We start from the raw sequence: 17,608 nt of genomic DNA on the forward strand, positions 1-17,608 counted from the left end.
GTGCCATTAAGCAAAAACATCCGGGCACAAAAAAGCCCCGCTTTGAGGGCGGGGCTTTTTACTGTTTCAGTACAAGTTAGATAACTTGAACTTCTTCAGCTTGCATGCCTTTCTGACCGCGGGTAGCGATGAAAGAAACCTGTTGGCCTTCTTTCAGGCTTTTGAAGCCGTCGGATTGGATAGCTTTGAAGTGTACGAACAGGTCGTCACCGGATTGTGGAGTGATGAAGCCGAAGCCTTTTTCATCGTTGAACCACTTAACGGTACCGGTTTGGCGATTAGACATGGTGTATCTCCTTGGACAAAGTTAACTGCGACTCAGGAAAAGCCCTGGCCGAGACTGAGTGCAAAGAGCAGGAAAAATTCTTGGAGATGGTTGGATCGAAATTCAACATCGTGTAGAGATTCTCAGTGACACAAGCAGCACAGTGGCGCCACCTTAACCCTTTTTCCGGAACCTGCCAATGTTCTTTGCCAAGGATTCGCGCTTTTAGTGACTGGCGGTGCCGTACATACCTTCCAGCCCGCAAGTATTGCGGCTTTCAGCGAGAAAAGCGGCCCAGACTTTGAACCCGCAGGCGCACCCCGGTAAGATGCCGGACAGAATTTTTCCACCTCGCTATTTCAGGACACCCGCCATGAGCATCAAATCGGACAAGTGGATTCGCCGCATGGCGCAAGAGCACGGCATGATCGAGCCTTTCGTGGAGCGCCAGATGCGCGGCGAAGGCGCGGAGCGGCTGATTTCCTTCGGTGTGTCGAGCTACGGCTACGATGTGCGTTGCGCCGATGAGTTCAAGGTGTTCACCAATATCAATTCGGCCACCGTCGATCCGAAAAACTTCGACGCCGGCAGCTTCGTCGATATCAAGAGCGACGTGTGCATCATTCCGCCGAACTCCTTCGCCCTGGCCCGCACCGTCGAGTACTTCCGCATTCCGCGCAACGTGCTGACCATCTGCCTGGGTAAAAGCACCTACGCCCGTTGCGGCATCATCGTCAACGTCACCCCCCTCGAGCCTGAGTGGGAAGGTCACGTGACCCTGGAATTCTCCAACACCACCACCTTGCCGGCGAAGATCTACGCCAACGAAGGCGTGGCGCAGATGCTGTTCCTGGAGTCCGACGAAGAGTGCGAAGTGTCCTACAAGGACCGTGGCGGCAAATACCAGGGCCAGCGTGGCGTGACCCTGCCGCGTACCTGAGTTCGTCGTCTGACGAATAGCGGGAATTCCTCAGCGGGCAGATACTCTAATCAGGGGACTGCCCCGGTTTGCGCACAGCGGACCGTGCTTAGCTCAGGAGTGCCTCATGAAGATCGATCCGCTTATAAGCGCCACACTTGCCAGACTTGAGCCCAATCAGGTCGGCGTCCTGGCCTGGTCATTGCTGGCACACCCCAGCGCGGCAGGCGGCATTCCCGGTCAACCCGACCCGGACACCCCGCAACCCGCCGAGCCGACCGAACCTGGCGAACCGACCTTGCCGGACGAACCGCCTCCCGCTCCTGTCGCCTGATTGACGCCAATTCATAAAAAAGGCCAGCCCGCCGGACTCCACCGGCGGGCTGGCCTTTGTCCATAGCGGCGCCTGGCTTACTTCAGGTTACCGCTGAGGAACTGCTGCAAGCGCTCGCTCTTCGGGTTGCCCAGCACCTCTTCCGGCGCGCCTTCCTCTTCCACCAGGCCCTTGTGCAGGAACAGCACCTGGCTCGACACCTTGCGGGCGAAGCTCATTTCATGGGTGACCATGATCATGGTCCGGCCTTCCTCGGCCAGGCCCTGGATCACCTTGAGCACTTCGCCCACCAGCTCCGGGTCGAGGGCCGAGGTGGGTTCGTCGAACAGCATCACTTCCGGCTCCATCGCCAGGGCTCGGGCAATTGCCACCCGCTGTTGCTGGCCACCGGAGAGAAAGGCCGGGTACTGGCCGGCCACGCGGGCGGGCAGGCCGACCTTGTCCAGGTAGCGCCGGGCGCGGTCTTCGGCGTCCCTCTTGCTGATCCCCAGCACCCGGCGCGGCGCCATGGTGATGTTCTCCAGCACCGTCATGTGGCTCCACAGGTTGAAATGCTGGAACACCATGGCCAGACGGGTGCGAATCCGTTGCAGCTCGTCGGCGTCGGCCACGTGCATGCCATGGCGGTCCTTGACCATGCGGATCGGCTGGCCGTCCAGGCTCATGGCGCCGTCGTCCGGGGTTTCCAGGAAGTTGATGCAGCGCAGAAAGGTACTTTTGCCCGAGCCGCTGGCGCCGATCAGGCTGATGACGTCGCCGGTCTTCGCCTTGAGCGAAACGCCTTTGAGCACTTCATTGTCGCCGTAGCATTTATGCAGGCCTTCAATGGTCAGTTTGTACATGGGGCATGCATCCTCAAGGCGAAAGTAGGTAGCCGCTGCGATAGGCTTCGCGGCCGGCGACATGGGCGATCACCATGCCGGCCGTGGCCATGCGGCGCAGCGAGCGGGCGTAGAGCAGGCCGGCGCAGCTGCAATGAATGGGGGTGACGCGATCGTTGATCGGGTCGATGACTTCGGCCACCTGTTGCCCGGCTTCCAGGTACTCCCCGGGCAGGGCGGTGAACACCAGCAGGCCGCCCACAGGCGTGGCCACAGGTTCCACGCCGGCCAGCGGGGTGGCCGGGTAGGGCAACTCGGGCATGGGCGGAGCCTCGCCGGCGATAGCGCCGAAATGGCTCAGATAATCCAGTATGGCCTGGCAATCCCGGCTGGCCAGGTCGTGGTTGACGTCGCCCTGGCCGCGCAGCTCGACGGTGACCGAGAAGCTGCCGTGGGGAATGGCGAAGCGCTCGCCGAAACGCTGCTGCAATTGCCACCAGAGCAGGGTGAAGCACTCGTCGAACGACTGGCCGCCGGAATCGGTGGCCAGCAGGCAAGCTTGCGAGCCGATATAGCGGGCCAGCGGTTCGACCTGCGGCCAGGCCTCGGGCGTGGTGTACAGATGGGCCACGGCTTCGAAATCGCAATGCAGGTCCAGCACCATGTCCGCGTCGCAGGCCAGGCGCTGCAGGGCCAGGCGCTGGGACTGCAACTGGGTGCCGGCGGTCTGCCGCGCCAGGGCGTTGCGCAGGCTGGCGCGGATGATTTCACGGTTATGCCGCGGATCGTCGCCCAGTTGGCCTTCGATGTCGTTGCCGACCTCTTCGCCGAGGTCGAGGAACCAGCGATTGAAGTTCTGCCCGCTTTCCAGCTCGTAGCGGCCCAGCGGCACGTCCATCAGCACCTGTTCCAGGCCGGCCGGGTTGGCCACCGGCACCAGGACGATTTCGTTGCGCAGGCGGCCCTGAGCCTCCAGTTCCGCCAGGCGTGCCTTGAGGTGCCAGGCCACGAGCATGCCCGGCAGTTCATCGGCGTGCAGCGACGACTGGATGTAGACCTTGCCTTCGGCCCGCTCGGGGCCGAAGTGAAAGCTGTGGATCTGGCGCGAGGTCCCCGGTAGCGGGGCGAGCAGATCATGAGTCTGTTGGCGCATGGATGATGATTTGCCTTGTTCTAGTGAGTCGGCCCGAGGAAGGCCAGCCAGCGGCGTTCGGCGAGGCGGAACAGGCCGACCAGGGCGAAGGTCACGGTGAGGTAGATCAGTGCGGCGATGCCGAAGGACTCGAAGGTCATGAAGGTGGCCGAGTTGGCGTCGCGGGCGACTTTCAGCACATCCGGGATGGTCGCGGTGAAGGCCACGGTGGTCGAGTGCAGCATCAGGATCACTTCGTTGCTGTAGTAGGGCAGCGAGCGGCGCAGGGCCGACGGCATGATCACGTAGGCGTACAGCTTCCAGCCGCTGAGGCCGTAGGCCTTGGCCGCCTCGACCTCGCCGTGGGCCATGCTGCGGATCGCCCCGGCGAAAATCTCCGTGGTGTAGGCACAGGTATTCAGGGCGAAGGCGAGGATGGTGCAGTTCATCGCGTCGCGAAAGAACGCATCGAGCACGGGCTGGGCGCGGATCGCGGCGATGCTGTAGATCCCGGTGTAGCAGATCAGCAGCTGGATATAGAGCGGCGTGCCGCGAAACAGGTAGGTGTAGAACTGCACCGGCCAGCGTAGGTAGAGCTTGGGCGAGACCCGGGTGATGGACAGCGGGATCGACACCAGGAAACCGATGAAGATCGAGGCGCTGAGCAACCACATGGTCATGGCCAGGCCGGTGACGTTGTAGCCGTCGCTGTAGAGGAAAGGTCTCCAGTATTCCTGCAGGAGCTCGATCATCGCACCGCCTCCCGCGAGCCCGCGGCATAACGGCGTTCGAGCCAGCGCAGGACAATATTGGAGGCGCTGGTGATGACCAGGTAGATCAACGCCGCCAGCACCAGGAAGTAGAACAACTGATAGGTGCTCTTGCCGGCATCCTGGGCCGCCTTGACCAGGTCGGCCAGGCCGATGATCGACACCAGCGCGGTGGCCTTGAGCATCACCATCCAGTTATTGCCGATACCCGGCAGGGCAAAACGCATCATCTGCGGAAACACCACGAAGCGAAAACGCTGGCCGCGCTTGAGGCCGTAGGCGGTGGCGGCTTCTATCTGCCCGCGCGGCACGGCGAGGATGGCGCCACGGAAGGTTTCGGTGAAGTACGCCCCATAAATGAAGCCCAGGGTGATGACCCCGGCGCTGAACGGGTCGATCTCGATGTATTCCCATTCCATGAAGTTGGTGAAGGTGGTCAGCCAGGTTTGCAGGCTGTAGAAAATCAGCAGCATCAGCACCAGGTCCGGTACGCCGCGGATCAGCGTGGTGTAGAGCTGGGCGGGCAGGCGCAGCAGGCCCAGCCGCGAGAGTTTGGCGCTGGCGCCGAGCAGGCCGAGCAGGACACTGAGTAACAGCGACAATACCGAGAGTTTGATGGTCATCCAGGTGCCTTCCAGCAACAACGGACCGAACCCCTTGAGGCTGAAGGCGGAAAGCCCGAGGGTTTGCAGAAGTTCTTCGAACATAAATCAGAGACCTGTGGCGATAAAAAAGGCGCCCATCGAGGATGGGCGCCAGGAGCTTATTTACCGCTGTAGAGATTCAGATCGCCAAAGTGCTTTTTCTGAATGGTGGCGTAGGTGCCATCGTCGTGTAACGCTTTGATACCTTTATCCAGAAGCGCCTTGAGCTCTTTGTTACCTTTGGAGATACCGATAGCTGTCTTGGCCGGCAGCAGCGGGCTGTCCACTGGCTTGCTCACCTCGTAGTCGGCGCCTTGTGGCGACTTCAGGAAGCCCAGCTCGGCTTGCAGCATGTCCTGGATCGAGGCATCGAGGCGTCCGGAAATCAGGTCGGCATACACCTGGTCCTGGTTCTGGTAGGCCTGGGTTTTCACCCCAGCCTTGTCCAGCACGGCCTTGGCGTAGGCTTCCTGGATGGTGCCCTGCTCGTAGCCGACAGTCTTGCCCTTGAGCGAGGCGGTGTCTTCGGTCAGGCCGGAACCTTTCTTGAACACGAAGGAAGTCGGGCCGGAGAACAGTTCGTTGGAGAAATCGATGACTTTCTCGCGGGCCGGGGTGACGGTCATGGATGAGATCACGCCGTCGAATTTATTGGCTTTAAGGCCCGGGATCATGCCGTCGAAGTCGCTTTCGACCCATTTGCACTTGACCTTCAGTTCGGCACAGATGGCATTGCCCAGATCGATGTCGAAGCCGACCAGGCTGCCGTCGGCGGCCTTGGATTCAAAAGGTGCGTAGGACGGGTCAACGCCGAAGCGCAGTTCCTTGTATTCCTTGGCCAGCGCGGAGCCGGCGGCCATGCAGAGAGCCAGTGCAGAAAGGGTCAGCAATGCTTTTTTCATTATTCAATCCCTAAAAACCAATATGAGCGCTTGTGGCGCATTAGTACTGTTACTGCAAAGCGTCAGACTTAATGAAAGTAGCAATTTCCGAACCAGAGTCCCGAACAACTGTTTTAAAAGGTGGTGCGAGAGCCTGCCGTGGGTCGGCTGCGCCCCAAAAAAGAGCGTGTGGGAAGCCTTGCATCAATAGGGCGCGTGGGAGATTTCGCGCAGGAAAGGGCGCGGCTGCCGAGAGCGTGGCAGGGCCGGATCGGTGAGGGGATTGAAGCGTTACCGGGCGCAAGCCCGCCCCTTGTGCAGAGGGACGGGCTGGCCGGTGTTACTTGCCTGGCGCCAGGGTCAGGCGGGTCTTGCCATAGAGGCGGTCGAAGTTCTGCGGTTGCAGCGGCAGGCTCAGGTACTGGCCCTTGAGCCAGGCGTCGATGCCGTTCAGGTAGTTCGGGCTGGCCGGGTTGCCGGACTGGCCGCTGCTGTTCATCACGCTCAGCGGTTCGCTCTGGCCGAAATCGACGACCAGCCGTAGTGCCGGAGCCTGGGTCACATTGAAGTCCTGGCCCCAGCGGTACGGCGAACTGTTCAGGGTGCTGTGATCGCCACCGGCCTGCAGCGGCCCGCGAATCACCTGGCCACTGGCGTTCTTCCAGTTGTAGCTGTGCAGCTTGCCCCATTGCCAGGCCCGGCGGTCGCCACCCAGCTGGCTTTCACCGGCGCTGATGGCGGCGGCCAGGCTGCGGGCGAGGATCGCCGGCTTGTCTTCTTTCTGCGGGGTGCGGCTGTCATCCCAGAACGGGCTGTCTTCCTGGCCCAGCAGGTGGTCGGCCTGGGCCGAGTAGGACAGCGCGCCGTTGGCCACCAGGGCTTTCCAGGCGGGGCTGGACTCCGGGCCCAGTTTGTCGAGGAAGATCTGCCGGGCGCTTTCCTGCAGGAACAGCTCATAGATCGCCGCATCGGCCGACACCGGGCTGAGTTTGCCGTCGAACGCCATCAGGCGGCTGTAGGCCTCGCGGGCCTTGCTGCGGTCTGCTTCGGGCAGGGCGTCGATGGCTTTCTTCAGGGGCTGCGCCATGCCGGGGGCTTCGAACATTTTCTTCAGCTTGGCGGCGAAAGTGGTGGTCTGGTCGTACTGCATGGCGATCATGCTGCGCCCGTCGTGCTTGCCGCTGCCGGCCAGCTCGGCCAGGCGTTCGCCACGCTCGGGGTAGTACCAGGAGTTGGACAGCTGCATGCCGTAGCCGTGGGGGATGATCCGCTGGTTGGCGGTGCCCAGCCAGCCTTGTGCCGGGTCCTGGTCATAGGGGTGGAGCATCGGGTCGGCATAACCGTCCCAGTCGTAGCGGCCTTCCCAGCCCGGCGATGGCAGCAGGCCTTCGCCTTCACGGCGGTTGGGGAAGCGGCCGGTGACCTGCCAGCCGATATGGCTGGCATCGGCGAACAGCATATTCAGGCCGATGGCGCGGATCTCGCGGCTGGCGTCGGAGGCCCGTTCCACGTTTTGCGCCCGCGTCAGGTCGAAGAACGCATCCAGGCTCTTGTCGTCCGCAAGGTCCGGCTGTTGCAGGGCCAGGCCGTAGCCGGCGCTCAGGTTGCTGGCGCTGTTGAGCAGGGCGCCGTGACGGGTTTCATAGACCGCCTCGCGAATCGGCCGCTGGCCTTTGACGAAGTAGGTTTCGTTACGCACCACGGCCGGCAGCCATTTGCCGTTGGCTTCGTAATACAGCGCATTGCCCTGGCGCTTGAGTTTCTCCAGGAACAGGTCCTGGTTGTCGCCGGCGACCGAGGTCATGCTCCAGGCCACCTGGCCGTTGAAGCCCTGGACGATCATCGGCAGGCCGGCGATCGAAGCGCCCGCGGCCTGGTACTTGGGCGCGCGGATCTGCACCAGGTTCCACGCCGGCGAGTGGCTGTCGGCGGCCAGCAGGCTTCTGCCGCTGCGGCTGCGCTGTGGCGCGATGGCCCAGTTGCTGGCGCCGGCCACGCTCAGCGGGTTGAGTTCGCCGAGCTTGCCGGCGGCGCTGCTGATTTCGCTCAGGCCCGGGACATTCAGGTTGAGACCCTTGAGCTTGTCGCTCTCGGCCAGCGGCAGCGCTTCGTCCGGGTAGCTTGGGGTCAGCCAGGCGAGCTTGTCGGCGCCGACTTTCTGCGCCAGCACCAGGGCGTTGATTTCTTCCGGCAGGTTGGCCGACTGGCTGAAGTTCAACAGGCAGAAAATCAGCGCCGAATCTTCCGGCTTCCAGTATTCGGGCTTGTAGCCGGTGGCGGCCAGGTCCGGCGGCAGCTTGTCGCGATAGCGGAACAGGTAGGCGTTGACTCCGCGGGCGTAAACCTCGAAGAAGCGCTTGATCCGCGGGGACGAGGCTTTGTACAGCTCGCCGGCACTGTTCTTCAGGTTGACCGCGCGCATGTAGCGGTCGATGTCCAGTGCATCGGCGCCGGACATCTCGGCCAGCCGGCCCTGGGCCAGCAGGCGCAGGGTCACCATCTGGTTGATCCGGTCGCTGGCGTGCACGTAACCCAGGGCGAACAACGCATCGTGAAAGGTGTTGCTTTCGATCAGCGGCATGCCCATGGCATTGCGCCGCACCGAAACGTTCTGGGCCAGGCCCTTGAGCGGCTGCACGCCGGAGGTCGGCGGCAGGCTGTCCTGGGTGTTCCATGACTGGCAACCGGCCAGGCTGAGAACGCCGGCCACTGCCGCGGCAACGCCGAACCGGGGAAGAAAATGTGAGAAGGCTGGCGAGGCCATGGCAAAGCTCCTGCGGGGGGTAGCGTCGATAAAGGCGCTACGTTAGTGAGCAGGCGAGTGCCGCGCAAGCGGGGGCCGAGAGTATTTCTGCGTTGCCGGGTAAATAGCCCGCACCGCCCGCCCGGTGGTTGCTCGAAACGGAGCAACTACCGCAGCTGGCGGGCCGGCGATGGGCTATCGGGCCTCAGGATTTGGGTGGGTTGATCCGTGCGGCGATGGCGTAGGCGCGCGCGGTCGCCGGGCGATCGAGGATGCGGTTGAACCAGCGGTGCAGGTTGGGGAAGTCTTCCAGGTTCTGGCTTTGCCACTTGTGGGAAACGACCCATGGATAGATCGCCATGTCGGCAATGCTGTATTCGCTGCCGGCGACGAAATCCCGGTCCGCCAGGCGTCGGTCCAGCACCCCGTACAACCGCGCGGTTTCATCGACGTAGCGTTTGATCGCGTAGGGGATCTTCTGCGGGGCGAACTGGCTGAAATGGTGGTTCTGCCCGGCCATCGGCCCCAGGCCGCCCATCTGCCAGAACAGCCACTGCAGGGCTTCCTGGCGGCCACGCAGGTCCTTGGGCAGGAACTGCCCGGTCTTTTCCGCCAGGTACAGCAGAATCGCCCCGGACTCGAACAGCGACAGCGGCGCGCCGCCGTCGGCCGGCTGATGGTCGACGATGGCGGGGATCCGGTTGTTCGGCGCGATCTTCAGGAACTCGGGCTTGAACTGTTCGCCCTGGCCAATGTTGACCGGGTGCACGCTGTAGGGCAGGCCGGTTTCCTCGAGGAACAGGGAAATCTTGTGGCCGTTGGGGGTGGTCCAGTAATACAGATCGATCATGGAACTCTCCAGGTAAACGAAGGACATTCTGCTACGGACAGCAAACAGCGGTATTCGGTGGTCCGGTCTACGTTCGACGGCTTGCCTGTCGGGAGAGGTGATGTTGAAGTGCGTGGAATTCAATGACCCAAGGTGAGAAAAGTCAGCATGGAGCTTCAGACCAATGCGGCGCTGATCCTGATCGATCAGCAACAGGGCATCCTGCATCCCCGGCTCGGGCGGCGTAACAACCCCGAGGCCGAGGAACGCATCGTCGAGTTGCTGGCTTACTGGCGCCAGACGGCGCGGCCGTTGATCCATGTGCAGCACCTGTCCCGCAGCGAGCAGTCGGTGTTCTGGCCGGGGCAGTCGGGAGTGGAGTTTCAGCAGCGGTTCATGCCGCTGGGCGCTGAGGCGGTGATCCAGAAGCAAGTGCCGGATGCCTTCTGCGCCACGACCCTGGAGGCCGATTTACGCAAGGCCGGGATCGGCCAGCTGGTGATCGTCGGCGTGGCGACCCACAACTCGGTGGAGTCGACAGCGCGGACCGCCGGCAACCTGGGGTTCGATACCTGGGTGGTGGAAGACGCCTGCTACACCTTCGACAAGGCCGACTTTTTCGGCCAGGCCCACAGCGCCGAGGAGGTGCATGCCATGTCGCTGGGCAATCTGCATGGCGAGTATGCGACGGTGACCACGACCCAGCAGATTCTTCACTCGCCCTTGTAGGCGCGAGCTTGCTCGCGATCAGAACGTCTTGGCACCGTAAGGTCCGAGGCGCCTGCATCGCGAGCAAGCTTCGCTCCTACAGAAGATAAAGGCCGGGCGTTACGCCATCAGGCGCCGTGGCACTTCTTGAATTTCTTGCTGCTGCCACATGGGCAAGGGTCATTGCGGCCGACATCTTTCAAGGCGTTGCGCACCGGCTCCTGGTGAGCGTGGTTGCAATGCGGACCGTGAACATGGCCGTGGTCGTGATCGTGGTGGTCATGATCGTGGTTGCAGTCAGGGCCATGGACATGGGGTTGCTGGGTCATCGAGGTTGCTCCGGAATAAAATCGGCGGGAATTATCTCGCCTTTGCGCGCCAGGTGCACGTCATGGCCGATGAATAATCCGGTTTCCAGCAAACCGTCCAGACGATAGGGGATCGGTTGCTGCGGTTCCTTCAGCCATTTCACCACCTGGCGAATCTGCGGCCACAGGTTGGTGCGCACGGGGACCTGGAAGTAGGCGCTGTGTTTGGGGCCGATGGTGAACCAGTGTTCATGCTCACCCTCCGCCAGCAACACGTCGCCAAGATGAACCCGGTATTCCAGGGCGCGGACGGTCAGGTCGGCATCGTTGGGGTTGTCGACCCGAAAGTGCAGGAGCAGGCGCTGCTCCTGCAAATTCGCCTTGATCACCTCGACCTTGACCAGGTGCACCTGCGGGTCGAGGGTGTCGTCGACGAACCACGAGGCGCAGCCTGAAAGCGCCAGCACCGTGAGCAGTCCGAGGGTCCGTAGTGCGCGCAGCTGAACGACCATGGCGTTACTCCGTTTGAACTCCCAGTCTAGCAACCATGGAGCGCACGCGAGGACAGGCTCAGGGGCGGGTATTCAGCTGGTGAAGTAGCCGGCGCAGCACTTCTTGAATTTCTGCCCGCTGGCGCAGGGGCAGGCGTCGTTGCGGCCGGCCTTGAGTTGCACGGTCGGGTCGATGAAATACCAGTGCCCGCTGTTCTGCACGAAGGATGAGCGTTCGCGATGGCTGTGTTCGCCGTGGCTGTCGTGCCAGCGCGCGGTGAAGGTGACAAAGGCGTGCTCCGGCTGGCCGCCGAAGACTTCCGAGCTTTCGACTTCCAGGCCCAGCCAGGTGCTTTGCGCGCTCCAGTCGCCGATGGACTGGCGATCCAGGCCGCTCTGTTGCGCCGGCAGCGTGGTGGCCACCAGATAATCCACCAGGCCCAGCACGTAGGCGCTGTAGCGCGAGCGCATCAGGGCCTCGGCGCAGGGCGCGGGGTGGCCGGCGTGGTAGTGGCCGCAGCAGGCATCCAGCAGGTTGCCGCTGCCGCAGGGACAAATAGAGGTACTCATTGCATTACCACCAGTACTTTCCGAAGTTTTCCGGGTTCGCCCAGAACCTGGAATTGAGCCAGTCGGGCACTTGTTTGTATTCAAGCAGATCGTAGGTGAACAGGGTCAGGACCTGTTCGTCGCGCTGGAAACGTTCGCTGGCCTGCAGGGCCAGGGAGAAAAAGTCGGTCTCCTGCCAGCCGCAGGCGTTCAGGTCGGCCAGTACCGCGATGCGGCTGGCGTTGAGGTTGCGGATGCCGCCGAGCAGGTTCAGGCCGTCGCGTTTGGGCAGATGCTCCAGGCAGTCGACCGCCAGCGCCAGGTCGAAACGGCGCGCCGCCAGTTCCGCCGGCAATGGGCCGGGCGCTGTCTGGGCAATGACGGTCTCGGGGTGTGCCTGGCGAAACGCCTCCAGGGCCGGAAACCCGCTGGCACCGATCAGCAGCAGCTGTTGCGGGGCGTAGCGATCGAGCAGGGCGGCCAGGGCCTGCTGGGGCGTGCGCGAAGAAATACCTGCGGTCATCGAAGTTCCTCACTCTTTGAGTGGCAAAGACTAGCCTGCCCGGACCCGCGGGCCTAGAGCCGTTTTGTCTGAAATGACAGCCGATCCTGGGTAAATCCAGGGGCAAAGCCCGCCGGCCTGATGCTGGCGGAGATTTAAAGCCAGGTCTTTACTCCCCCAATCGGTTCTAAGCCGATTCCCTCAGGAGATAACTAGATGAGCATAGTTCGGACAGCATTACCCTTGGTTCTGCTAACCAGTGTGTTGACTGGTTGCGCAGGTTTGCAGAAAACCGATTGGCCGACCTGCGCTGCTGTCGGGGGTGTCGGTGGGGCTGCGTTGGGCGCGATTGAAAGCTCGTCCTGGGCGGGATACGGCGCCTTGCTGGGCGCCGGCGTCGCGGCCGGTTATTGCTGGGTGCATGGAGATGGCGACGAAGACGGCGATGGCGTGCCGGACAGCCGCGACAAGTGCCCTGGCACGCCTAAAGGCGTGCAAGTGGACGCCAACGGTTGCCCGCCAGAGCCTGTAGCAGTGGTCGAGGAAGTGGTGGTGGTCAAGGAAGAGACCATTGTCATCCGTGACGTGCACTTCGAATTCGACTCGGCCAAATTGACGACCGCTGACAAAACCAAGCTCGACACCATCGCCACACGCCTGAAACAGGAAGCCCCGAGTGCGCAGCTGCGCGTGACCGGGCACACCGACAGCGTGGGCAGCGATGCCTACAACCAGCGCCTCTCGGAAAAGCGCGCGCGCTCGGTGACCGAGTACCTGATCAGCGCGGGCGTACCCCGCAGCAGTTTCGTTTCGGTCGTCGGTGCTGGCGAAAGCCAACCGGTTGCGGATAACAAGACCGCCGATGGCCGGGCGATGAACCGTCGCACGGAAATCAAAATCAACCGCTGATTGCCCGGCGTGATTGCCTGGCATGGGCGGCTTGTGCAGCCGCCCATGCGGGTCTTTACTCCTGTGTGACCGGTATGGGCCGGTGACACAGGAGCATTCATGATGAGTCTTCTCTCGCGAGCCGCCTTGCCGGTTCTACTGCTCGGCAGCCTGCTCACAGGCTGTGCTACCCACAGCGACGGCACTGCCCCCCTCAACCAGCGTACGTGGCCGGTCTGCAGCCTGCTTGGCGGCCTGGTGGGCGGCGGCCTGGGCGCCATTGAAAGCGGTGGCTGGGCCGCGGGCGGAGCGGCGCTCGGCCTGGTGACCGGTGGCTTGATCTGCTACGCCCAGGATGGCGACAAGGACGATGACGGCGTGTTCGACCGCCGTGACCGTTGCCCGGATACCCCGGCCAATACCCCGGTCGACAACCGCGGCTGCCCGCTGCCGCAATACCCGGCCGCACCGGCAGCCGAGCCGGCGGCGCAATCCGAGGTGATCACCCTCAGCGATCAGGGCGATGTGCTGTTTGCCTTCGACTCGGCGCAGCTGACCCCCGAAGCGCAAAACCAGCTGCTGGGGCTGCTGGCCAAGCTTCAGGGCGCCGACGTGCAGAGCATCAAGGTGGTCGGCCACACCGACAGCCAAGGGACGGATGAATACAACCAGAAACTCTCCGAACGCCGCGCCAGCAGCGTCGTCGCATTCCTCCTGAGCCAAGGCCTGGCACCGGACAAACTGACCAGCCAGGGCAAGGGCGAGAGCGAGCCGGTCGCCGACAACGCCACCGAAGAAGGGCGGGCGCAGAACCGTCGGGTGGAGCTGCATATTCAGCGTTGATCACCAGGCGCCAGGGCGGCTTGGCAGGCGGCGGCGGGAGAATTTTCGCCGCCCTCTGGCTTATGCCTCGCCGAAGTCGTTACTGTGCGCGCAAAGAAAAACTCGCAAAGGGGGGCATATGAAGGTGTTTTGGGGGCTGGGCAAGTTGTTGACGCTGCTGTTCTGGTTGCTGGTGCTATTTAATCTGGTCAGCCCGCTGATCAATCCGATTCATCTGTTGCTCAATCTGGCAGGCAGCCTGTTGCTACTGACCCACCTGATGGAGTTGCTGCTGTTCAACGGCAGCCTCAAAGGCCGTGCCCACCCTTGGCGCGATCGCCTGCAGATTCTCCTGACCGGTATTTTCCACTTGCAAACCTTCAAGGCGGCGAAGCCTGTGGAGGCCGCTCATGCGTAAGCTCTGCCTGCTCGCGGCATTGTGCAGCCCACTGGTCCAGGCCCAGGTGGTGACGGTCGAGACCCACTCCCTGATGCGCCTTCCCAACACCACCAGCAGCCTGCAACTGGAACGCCTGGAAGTGGCCGACTACGGCACCTTGCTGATTCCGTCCACGGTCACCGAGGTCAAGGTCGGCGAGTTGCGCCTGGGGCGCGAAGCGCGGATCGCTATCGTTCCAGCTGAACAAAGCCTGCAACTGGACATCGACCATGCCGATCTGGAGGCCGGCAGCCAGATCACCTCCCGCGGGGCTCCGGGGACCTATGAGAAGGCGGCCAAGCCCGGACGTAACCTGACGCTGCGCATCACCTCGCTGCAGGCCGGGGAGCTTTCGGTGGATGCGCGCGGTGGCACCGGCGCGCCGGGTTATGTCGGCCTCGATGGCGCCAACGGCGAGGAGCCGGGTTGCACCTGGGGCCAGGCCGGGCGTGGCGCCGATGGCGACAACGGCGGTGATGGCCAGCCGGGGGCGGCGGGCGCCCAGGTGCGGGTCGAGCTGCCGCGGGATTATCCGGCGGAGCAGATCAAGGTCTTAGTCGATGGTGGGGCCGGCGGTGTGGCCGGTGCGGGCGGCAAACCCGGGGCCGGTGGCAAGGCCAAAGGCTGCTTCGTCTATCGCGCCGACGGTGGCAAGAGTGGCCGTCCTGGCGCCGAAGGCCATGCAGGGCCGGCAGGCCCCGCGGGTTCGATAACCGTGCAACGCCTGTAGGCGGCCTTCGAACAGGCGCTGCTGACTCTGACGCTATCGCGGGCAAGCCTCGCTCCTACACGATTGTGCTGTCTGTAGGCGCGAGGCTGCCCGCGATGCTTTTTCCGGTATCGGCTTTTAGAACATCGGCCGGGCCGCCGCCACGGCCACCAGCAACAGGCCGATGATCAGATTGATCCCTACCAATTTCCGAATATTGCCCAAGGTCGTGGCCCCCGTCGGCCAGTCCTCGGCCGCCACCGCCTGACGCAGCGCTGGCAGCTGCAACGACTGGATCCGGATAAACAGCGCGGTCATCACCACATACAGGCCCATCATCACCTGCACATAACGCGGTGCGGTCTCGAAGCCGCTGAAACGCAGGTGGATCAGGCCGACGCCGCTGATCGGCAACAGCACCACCGCGACCCAGACCCAGACGAAAAACCGTGGGAACACTTCTGCCCACAGCTTCAACCGCGCCGGCCCCTCAAGGGCCACCACCGCCGCGGGGCGCAGCACCATCCAGGCGAAAAACATGCCGCCGACCCAGACCAGGGCGGCCAGGACATGCAGGGTGTAGGCAAGGGCAAAGGCTGTCATTCGGGTACTCCGTTCTGCGCGGGATGAATTAGCGGGGTATGATAGCGGCCGATCCGAACCACTGAAAATTTATCCAGCGTTTCTCGCGCCCGAAGAACCATGATCAGCAACGAACTCAAAACCACGATCCAGGGCGCCTACTCGCGTTTTCTCGAAGCCAAGAGCCTGAAACCGCGTTACGGCCAGCGCCTGATGATCGCCGAAGTGGCCAAGGTCCTGGGCGATGTCGACACCGATGACGAAGGCCGGCGCTCCGGCGACCCGGCCGTGGTGGCCGTGGAAGCGGGCACCGGTACCGGCAAGACCGTGGCCTACAGCCTGGCCGCGATCCCGACCGCCAAGGCCGCCGGCAAGCGCCTGGTGATCGCCACCGCCACCGTCGCCCTGCAGGAGCAGATCGTCTACAAGGATCTGCCCGACCTGATGCGCAACAGCGGGCTGAACTTCACCTTCTCCCTGGCCAAGGGCCGTGGCCGCTACATGTGCCTGTCCAAGCTCGACATGCTGCTGCAGGAAGGCCACGCGCAAACCGCCACCGCCCAGCTGTTCGAAGAAGAAGGCTTCAAGATCGAGGTCGACGAGGCCAGCCAGAAGCTGTTCACCAGCATGATCGAGAAGCTCGCCGGCAATAAATGGGACGGTGACCGCGACAGCTGGCCCACCGCCCTGGAGGACTCTGACTGGGCGCGCCTGACCACCGATCACAGCCAGTGCACCAACCGCCATTGCCCGAACTTCGGCCAGTGCGCCTTCTACAAGGCCCGCGAAGGCATGGGCAAGGTCGACGTGATCGTCACCAACCACGACATGGTCCTGGCCGACCTGGCCCTGGGTGGCGGCGCGGTGTTGCCGGACCCGCGCGACACCCTCTATGTGTTCGACGAAGGCCATCACCTGCCGGACAAGGCCATCGGCCACTTCGCCCATTACACTCGCCTGCGCTCCACCGCCGACTGGCTGGAGCAGACCGCCAAGAACCTCACCAAGCTGCTGGCCCAGCACCCGTTGCCGGGCGATCTGGGCAAGCTGATCGAGCAGGTGCCGGAGCTGGCGCGGGAGATCAAGACCCAGCAGCAGTTCATGTTCACCGCCTGCGAACAACTGGCCGACTTCAAGACCGGCGAAGACATGGAAGGCCGCGAGCGGCCGCGCCATCGTTTTGTCGGCGGGCTGATCCCCGACCATATGCGTGAAATGGGCATCGAGCTGAAAAAAGGCTTCTCGCGCCTGACCGACCTGTTCACCCGCCTGACCGACCTGCTCAAGGAAGGCATGGACGGCGAGGTCAATATTGGCATCGCCAGCAACCAGGCCGAAGAGTGGTACCCGCTGTTCGGCAGCCTGCTGTCCCGCGCTTCGGGCAACTGGGAGCTGTGGACCGCCTTCACCACCGAAGACCCGGAAGACAATCCGCCGATGGCACGCTGGCTGACCCTGGCGGAAAGCGGCTCGCTGTTCGACATCGAGGTCAACGCCAGCCCGATCCTCGCCGCGGAAATGCTCCGTCGCAACCTGTGGAACGTGGCCTATGGCGCGCTCGTGACCTCCGCCACCCTGACTGCCCTGGGCTCCTTCGATCGTTTCCGCATGCGTGCCGGGCTGCCGAAAAAGGCCGTGACGGCGGTGGTGCCCAGCCCCTTCCATCACGCTGACGCCGGGGTGCTGCGGGTCCCCGACCTGCGCGCCGACCCACGGGATGCGCCGGCCCACACCGCGGCGATCATCCGCGACCTGCCGGAGCTGGTGGAAGGCTCGCGGGGCACCCTGGTGCTGTTCTCGTCGCGCAAGCAGATGCAAGACGTGTTCGACGGCCTCGACCGCGACTGGCGCAAGCAGGTGTTCATTCAAGGCAACCTGTCGAAACAGGAAACTTTGAACAAGCACAAGGCGCGGGTCGATGGCGGCGATTCCAGCGTGCTGTTCGGCCTGGCCAGCTTTGCCGAGGGTGTGGACCTGCCCGGCGCTTACTGCGAGCACGTGGTGATCGCCAAGATCCCGTTCTCGGTGCCGGACGATCCGGTGGAGGCCGCGCTGGCCGAGTGGATCGAAGCCAGGGGCGGCAATCCGTTCATGGAAATCTCGGTGCCGGACGCCTCGCTCAAGCTGGTCCAGGCCTGCGGTCGCCTGCTGCGTACCGAACAGGACCGCGGCACCATCACCCTGCTGGACCGGCGCCTGGTCACCCAGCGTTATGGCAAGGCTATTCTCAATGCGTTGCCGCCGTTCCGCCGGGAAATTTCCTGAGCGCGGC

21 protein-coding genes are annotated in these 17,608 nt (G+C 63.2%); 8 read left to right on the top strand and 13 right to left on the bottom strand.

Annotated elements, in window-relative coordinates; all coding sequences use genetic code 11:
- Nucleotides 1-76 precede the first annotated feature (76 nt).
- Nucleotides 77-286: a cold-shock protein gene (locus CXQ81_RS08770; protein WP_002554837.1), complete on the bottom strand. Its 210-nt coding sequence runs from the start codon at nucleotides 284-286 to the stop codon at nucleotides 77-79.
- Between the two features lie 352 nt (nucleotides 287-638).
- Here CXQ81_RS08770 and dcd point away from each other — a divergent pair, with 352 nt between their 5' ends.
- Entirely contained in the window at nucleotides 639-1,205 is a 567-nt protein-coding gene (dcd, locus tag CXQ81_RS08775) for a dCTP deaminase (RefSeq protein ID WP_007923906.1), read from the top strand.
- Between the two features lie 106 nt (nucleotides 1,206-1,311).
- Complete coding sequence (locus CXQ81_RS08780; RefSeq protein ID WP_007923905.1) at nucleotides 1,312-1,518, top strand: hypothetical protein; 207 nt, start codon at nucleotides 1,312-1,314, stop codon at nucleotides 1,516-1,518.
- 77 nt (nucleotides 1,519-1,595) lie between these two features.
- Here CXQ81_RS08780 and CXQ81_RS08785 read toward each other — a convergent pair whose 3' ends face one another.
- The 7 genes from CXQ81_RS08785 to CXQ81_RS08815 all read right to left on the bottom strand — a co-directional run bounded on the left by CXQ81_RS08785 (nucleotide 1,596) and on the right by CXQ81_RS08815 (nucleotide 9,359).
- Nucleotides 1,596-2,360, bottom strand: coding sequence for an ABC transporter ATP-binding protein (locus CXQ81_RS08785; protein ID WP_101337010.1), 765 nt, complete (start codon nucleotides 2,358-2,360; stop codon nucleotides 1,596-1,598).
- A gap of 13 nt (nucleotides 2,361-2,373) precedes the next feature.
- Nucleotides 2,374-3,492, bottom strand: a complete 1,119-nt coding sequence (locus CXQ81_RS08790) for a succinylglutamate desuccinylase/aspartoacylase family protein (protein ID WP_101337011.1) — start codon at nucleotides 3,490-3,492, stop codon at nucleotides 2,374-2,376.
- Nucleotides 3,493-3,512: 20 nt separating this feature from the next.
- Nucleotides 3,513-4,223 carry an ABC transporter permease gene (locus CXQ81_RS08795; RefSeq protein ID WP_101337012.1) on the bottom strand — a complete coding sequence of 237 codons (711 nt, stop codon included), beginning with the start codon at nucleotides 4,221-4,223 and terminating at the stop codon, nucleotides 3,513-3,515.
- The gene (locus CXQ81_RS08800; protein ID WP_009042461.1) at nucleotides 4,220-4,948 is read right to left on the bottom strand and encodes an ABC transporter permease; all 729 of its coding nucleotides are present in this window, start codon (nucleotides 4,946-4,948) and stop codon (nucleotides 4,220-4,222) included. Before CXQ81_RS08800 ends, CXQ81_RS08795 begins: the two co-directional genes overlap by 4 nt.
- Nucleotides 4,949-5,004: 56 nt before the next feature.
- Complete coding sequence (locus CXQ81_RS08805) at nucleotides 5,005-5,787, bottom strand: transporter substrate-binding domain-containing protein (RefSeq protein WP_007923900.1); 783 nt, start codon at nucleotides 5,785-5,787, stop codon at nucleotides 5,005-5,007.
- Between the two features lie 319 nt (nucleotides 5,788-6,106).
- Nucleotides 6,107-8,530: a penicillin acylase family protein gene (locus CXQ81_RS08810; protein ID WP_101337013.1), complete on the bottom strand. Its 2,424-nt coding sequence runs from the start codon at nucleotides 8,528-8,530 to the stop codon at nucleotides 6,107-6,109.
- 184 nt (nucleotides 8,531-8,714) lie between these two features.
- Nucleotides 8,715-9,359 carry a glutathione binding-like protein gene (locus tag CXQ81_RS08815; RefSeq protein WP_053259846.1) on the bottom strand — a complete coding sequence of 215 codons (645 nt, stop codon included), beginning with the start codon at nucleotides 9,357-9,359 and terminating at the stop codon, nucleotides 8,715-8,717.
- A 147-nt stretch (nucleotides 9,360-9,506) separates the two neighbouring features.
- Between CXQ81_RS08815 and CXQ81_RS08820 the strand changes: the two genes are divergently transcribed.
- Entirely contained in the window at nucleotides 9,507-10,067 is a 561-nt protein-coding gene (locus tag CXQ81_RS08820) for a cysteine hydrolase family protein (RefSeq protein WP_101337014.1), read from the top strand.
- A gap of 107 nt (nucleotides 10,068-10,174) precedes the next feature.
- On the opposite strand, the gene CXQ81_RS08825 is transcribed toward CXQ81_RS08820, so the two are convergent.
- The 4 genes from CXQ81_RS08825 to CXQ81_RS08840 form a co-directional block, all read right to left on the bottom strand.
- Nucleotides 10,175-10,375: an SEC-C metal-binding domain-containing protein gene (locus CXQ81_RS08825; protein WP_007923047.1), complete on the bottom strand. Its 201-nt coding sequence runs from the start codon at nucleotides 10,373-10,375 to the stop codon at nucleotides 10,175-10,177.
- Complete coding sequence (locus CXQ81_RS08830; RefSeq protein ID WP_101337015.1) at nucleotides 10,372-10,866, bottom strand: LEA type 2 family protein; 495 nt, start codon at nucleotides 10,864-10,866, stop codon at nucleotides 10,372-10,374. Before CXQ81_RS08830 ends, CXQ81_RS08825 begins: the two co-directional genes overlap by 4 nt.
- Before the next feature lie 72 nt (nucleotides 10,867-10,938).
- Nucleotides 10,939-11,415 carry a YchJ family protein gene (locus CXQ81_RS08835; RefSeq protein WP_101337016.1) on the bottom strand — a complete coding sequence of 159 codons (477 nt, stop codon included), beginning with the start codon at nucleotides 11,413-11,415 and terminating at the stop codon, nucleotides 10,939-10,941.
- A gap of 4 nt (nucleotides 11,416-11,419) precedes the next feature.
- Nucleotides 11,420-11,917: a DUF6231 family protein gene (locus CXQ81_RS08840; RefSeq protein WP_007923053.1), complete on the bottom strand. Its 498-nt coding sequence runs from the start codon at nucleotides 11,915-11,917 to the stop codon at nucleotides 11,420-11,422.
- 195 nt (nucleotides 11,918-12,112) lie between these two features.
- On the opposite strand from CXQ81_RS08840, the gene CXQ81_RS08845 reads away from it, so the two are divergent.
- From CXQ81_RS08845 to CXQ81_RS08860, 4 genes are all read left to right on the top strand, one after another.
- Entirely contained in the window at nucleotides 12,113-12,805 is a 693-nt protein-coding gene (locus tag CXQ81_RS08845) for an OmpA family protein (RefSeq protein ID WP_101337017.1), read from the top strand.
- 102 nt (nucleotides 12,806-12,907) lie between these two features.
- On the top strand, nucleotides 12,908-13,627 hold the full coding sequence (locus CXQ81_RS08850) for an OmpA family protein (protein ID WP_101337018.1): 720 nt from the start codon (nucleotides 12,908-12,910) through the stop codon (nucleotides 13,625-13,627).
- Between the two features lie 118 nt (nucleotides 13,628-13,745).
- Entirely contained in the window at nucleotides 13,746-14,024 is a 279-nt protein-coding gene (locus tag CXQ81_RS08855) for a DUF1145 domain-containing protein (RefSeq protein ID WP_101337019.1), read from the top strand.
- Nucleotides 14,017-14,775, top strand: coding sequence for a hypothetical protein (locus tag CXQ81_RS08860; RefSeq protein ID WP_101337020.1), 759 nt, complete (start codon nucleotides 14,017-14,019; stop codon nucleotides 14,773-14,775). Before CXQ81_RS08855 ends, CXQ81_RS08860 begins: the two co-directional genes overlap by 8 nt.
- Nucleotides 14,776-14,892: 117 nt before the next feature.
- Here CXQ81_RS08860 and CXQ81_RS08865 read toward each other — a convergent pair whose 3' ends face one another.
- Nucleotides 14,893-15,357: a CopD family protein gene (locus CXQ81_RS08865; protein WP_007923061.1), complete on the bottom strand. Its 465-nt coding sequence runs from the start codon at nucleotides 15,355-15,357 to the stop codon at nucleotides 14,893-14,895.
- A 99-nt stretch (nucleotides 15,358-15,456) separates the two neighbouring features.
- On the opposite strand from CXQ81_RS08865, the gene dinG reads away from it, so the two are divergent.
- Nucleotides 15,457-17,601 carry an ATP-dependent DNA helicase DinG gene (gene dinG / locus CXQ81_RS08870; protein WP_007923064.1) on the top strand — a complete coding sequence of 715 codons (2,145 nt, stop codon included), beginning with the start codon at nucleotides 15,457-15,459 and terminating at the stop codon, nucleotides 17,599-17,601.
- The last annotated feature ends 7 nt before the right edge of the window (nucleotides 17,602-17,608 follow it).

It is taken from the genome of Pseudomonas sp. 09C 129 (assembly GCF_002843625.1).
GTDB lineage: Bacteria > Pseudomonadota > Gammaproteobacteria > Pseudomonadales > Pseudomonadaceae > Aquipseudomonas > Aquipseudomonas chlororaphis.

Coding starts and splice junctions, on each gene's coding strand:
- CXQ81_RS08770 (WP_002554837.1), bottom strand. CDS start 286: ATGTCTAATCGCCAAACCGGTACCGTTAAGTGGTTCAACGATGAAAAA.
- dcd (WP_007923906.1), top strand. CDS start 639: ATGAGCATCAAATCGGACAAGTGGATTCGCCGCATGGCGCAAGAGCAC.
- CXQ81_RS08780 (WP_007923905.1), top strand. CDS start 1,312: ATGAAGATCGATCCGCTTATAAGCGCCACACTTGCCAGACTTGAGCCC.
- CXQ81_RS08785 (WP_101337010.1), bottom strand. CDS start 2,360: ATGTACAAACTGACCATTGAAGGCCTGCATAAATGCTACGGCGACAAT.
- CXQ81_RS08790 (WP_101337011.1), bottom strand. CDS start 3,492: ATGCGCCAACAGACTCATGATCTGCTCGCCCCGCTACCGGGGACCTCG.
- CXQ81_RS08795 (WP_101337012.1), bottom strand. CDS start 4,223: ATGATCGAGCTCCTGCAGGAATACTGGAGACCTTTCCTCTACAGCGAC.
- CXQ81_RS08800 (WP_009042461.1), bottom strand. CDS start 4,948: ATGTTCGAAGAACTTCTGCAAACCCTCGGGCTTTCCGCCTTCAGCCTC.
- CXQ81_RS08805 (WP_007923900.1), bottom strand. CDS start 5,787: ATGAAAAAAGCATTGCTGACCCTTTCTGCACTGGCTCTCTGCATGGCC.
- CXQ81_RS08810 (WP_101337013.1), bottom strand. CDS start 8,530: ATGGCCTCGCCAGCCTTCTCACATTTTCTTCCCCGGTTCGGCGTTGCC.
- CXQ81_RS08815 (WP_053259846.1), bottom strand. CDS start 9,359: ATGATCGATCTGTATTACTGGACCACCCCCAACGGCCACAAGATTTCC.
- CXQ81_RS08820 (WP_101337014.1), top strand. CDS start 9,507: ATGGAGCTTCAGACCAATGCGGCGCTGATCCTGATCGATCAGCAACAG.
- CXQ81_RS08825 (WP_007923047.1), bottom strand. CDS start 10,375: ATGACCCAGCAACCCCATGTCCATGGCCCTGACTGCAACCACGATCAT.
- CXQ81_RS08830 (WP_101337015.1), bottom strand. CDS start 10,866: ATGGTCGTTCAGCTGCGCGCACTACGGACCCTCGGACTGCTCACGGTG.
- CXQ81_RS08835 (WP_101337016.1), bottom strand. CDS start 11,415: ATGAGTACCTCTATTTGTCCCTGCGGCAGCGGCAACCTGCTGGATGCC.
- CXQ81_RS08840 (WP_007923053.1), bottom strand. CDS start 11,917: ATGACCGCAGGTATTTCTTCGCGCACGCCCCAGCAGGCCCTGGCCGCC.
- CXQ81_RS08845 (WP_101337017.1), top strand. CDS start 12,113: ATGAGCATAGTTCGGACAGCATTACCCTTGGTTCTGCTAACCAGTGTG.
- CXQ81_RS08850 (WP_101337018.1), top strand. CDS start 12,908: ATGAGTCTTCTCTCGCGAGCCGCCTTGCCGGTTCTACTGCTCGGCAGC.
- CXQ81_RS08855 (WP_101337019.1), top strand. CDS start 13,746: ATGAAGGTGTTTTGGGGGCTGGGCAAGTTGTTGACGCTGCTGTTCTGG.
- CXQ81_RS08860 (WP_101337020.1), top strand. CDS start 14,017: ATGCGTAAGCTCTGCCTGCTCGCGGCATTGTGCAGCCCACTGGTCCAG.
- CXQ81_RS08865 (WP_007923061.1), bottom strand. CDS start 15,357: ATGACAGCCTTTGCCCTTGCCTACACCCTGCATGTCCTGGCCGCCCTG.
- dinG (WP_007923064.1), top strand. CDS start 15,457: ATGATCAGCAACGAACTCAAAACCACGATCCAGGGCGCCTACTCGCGT.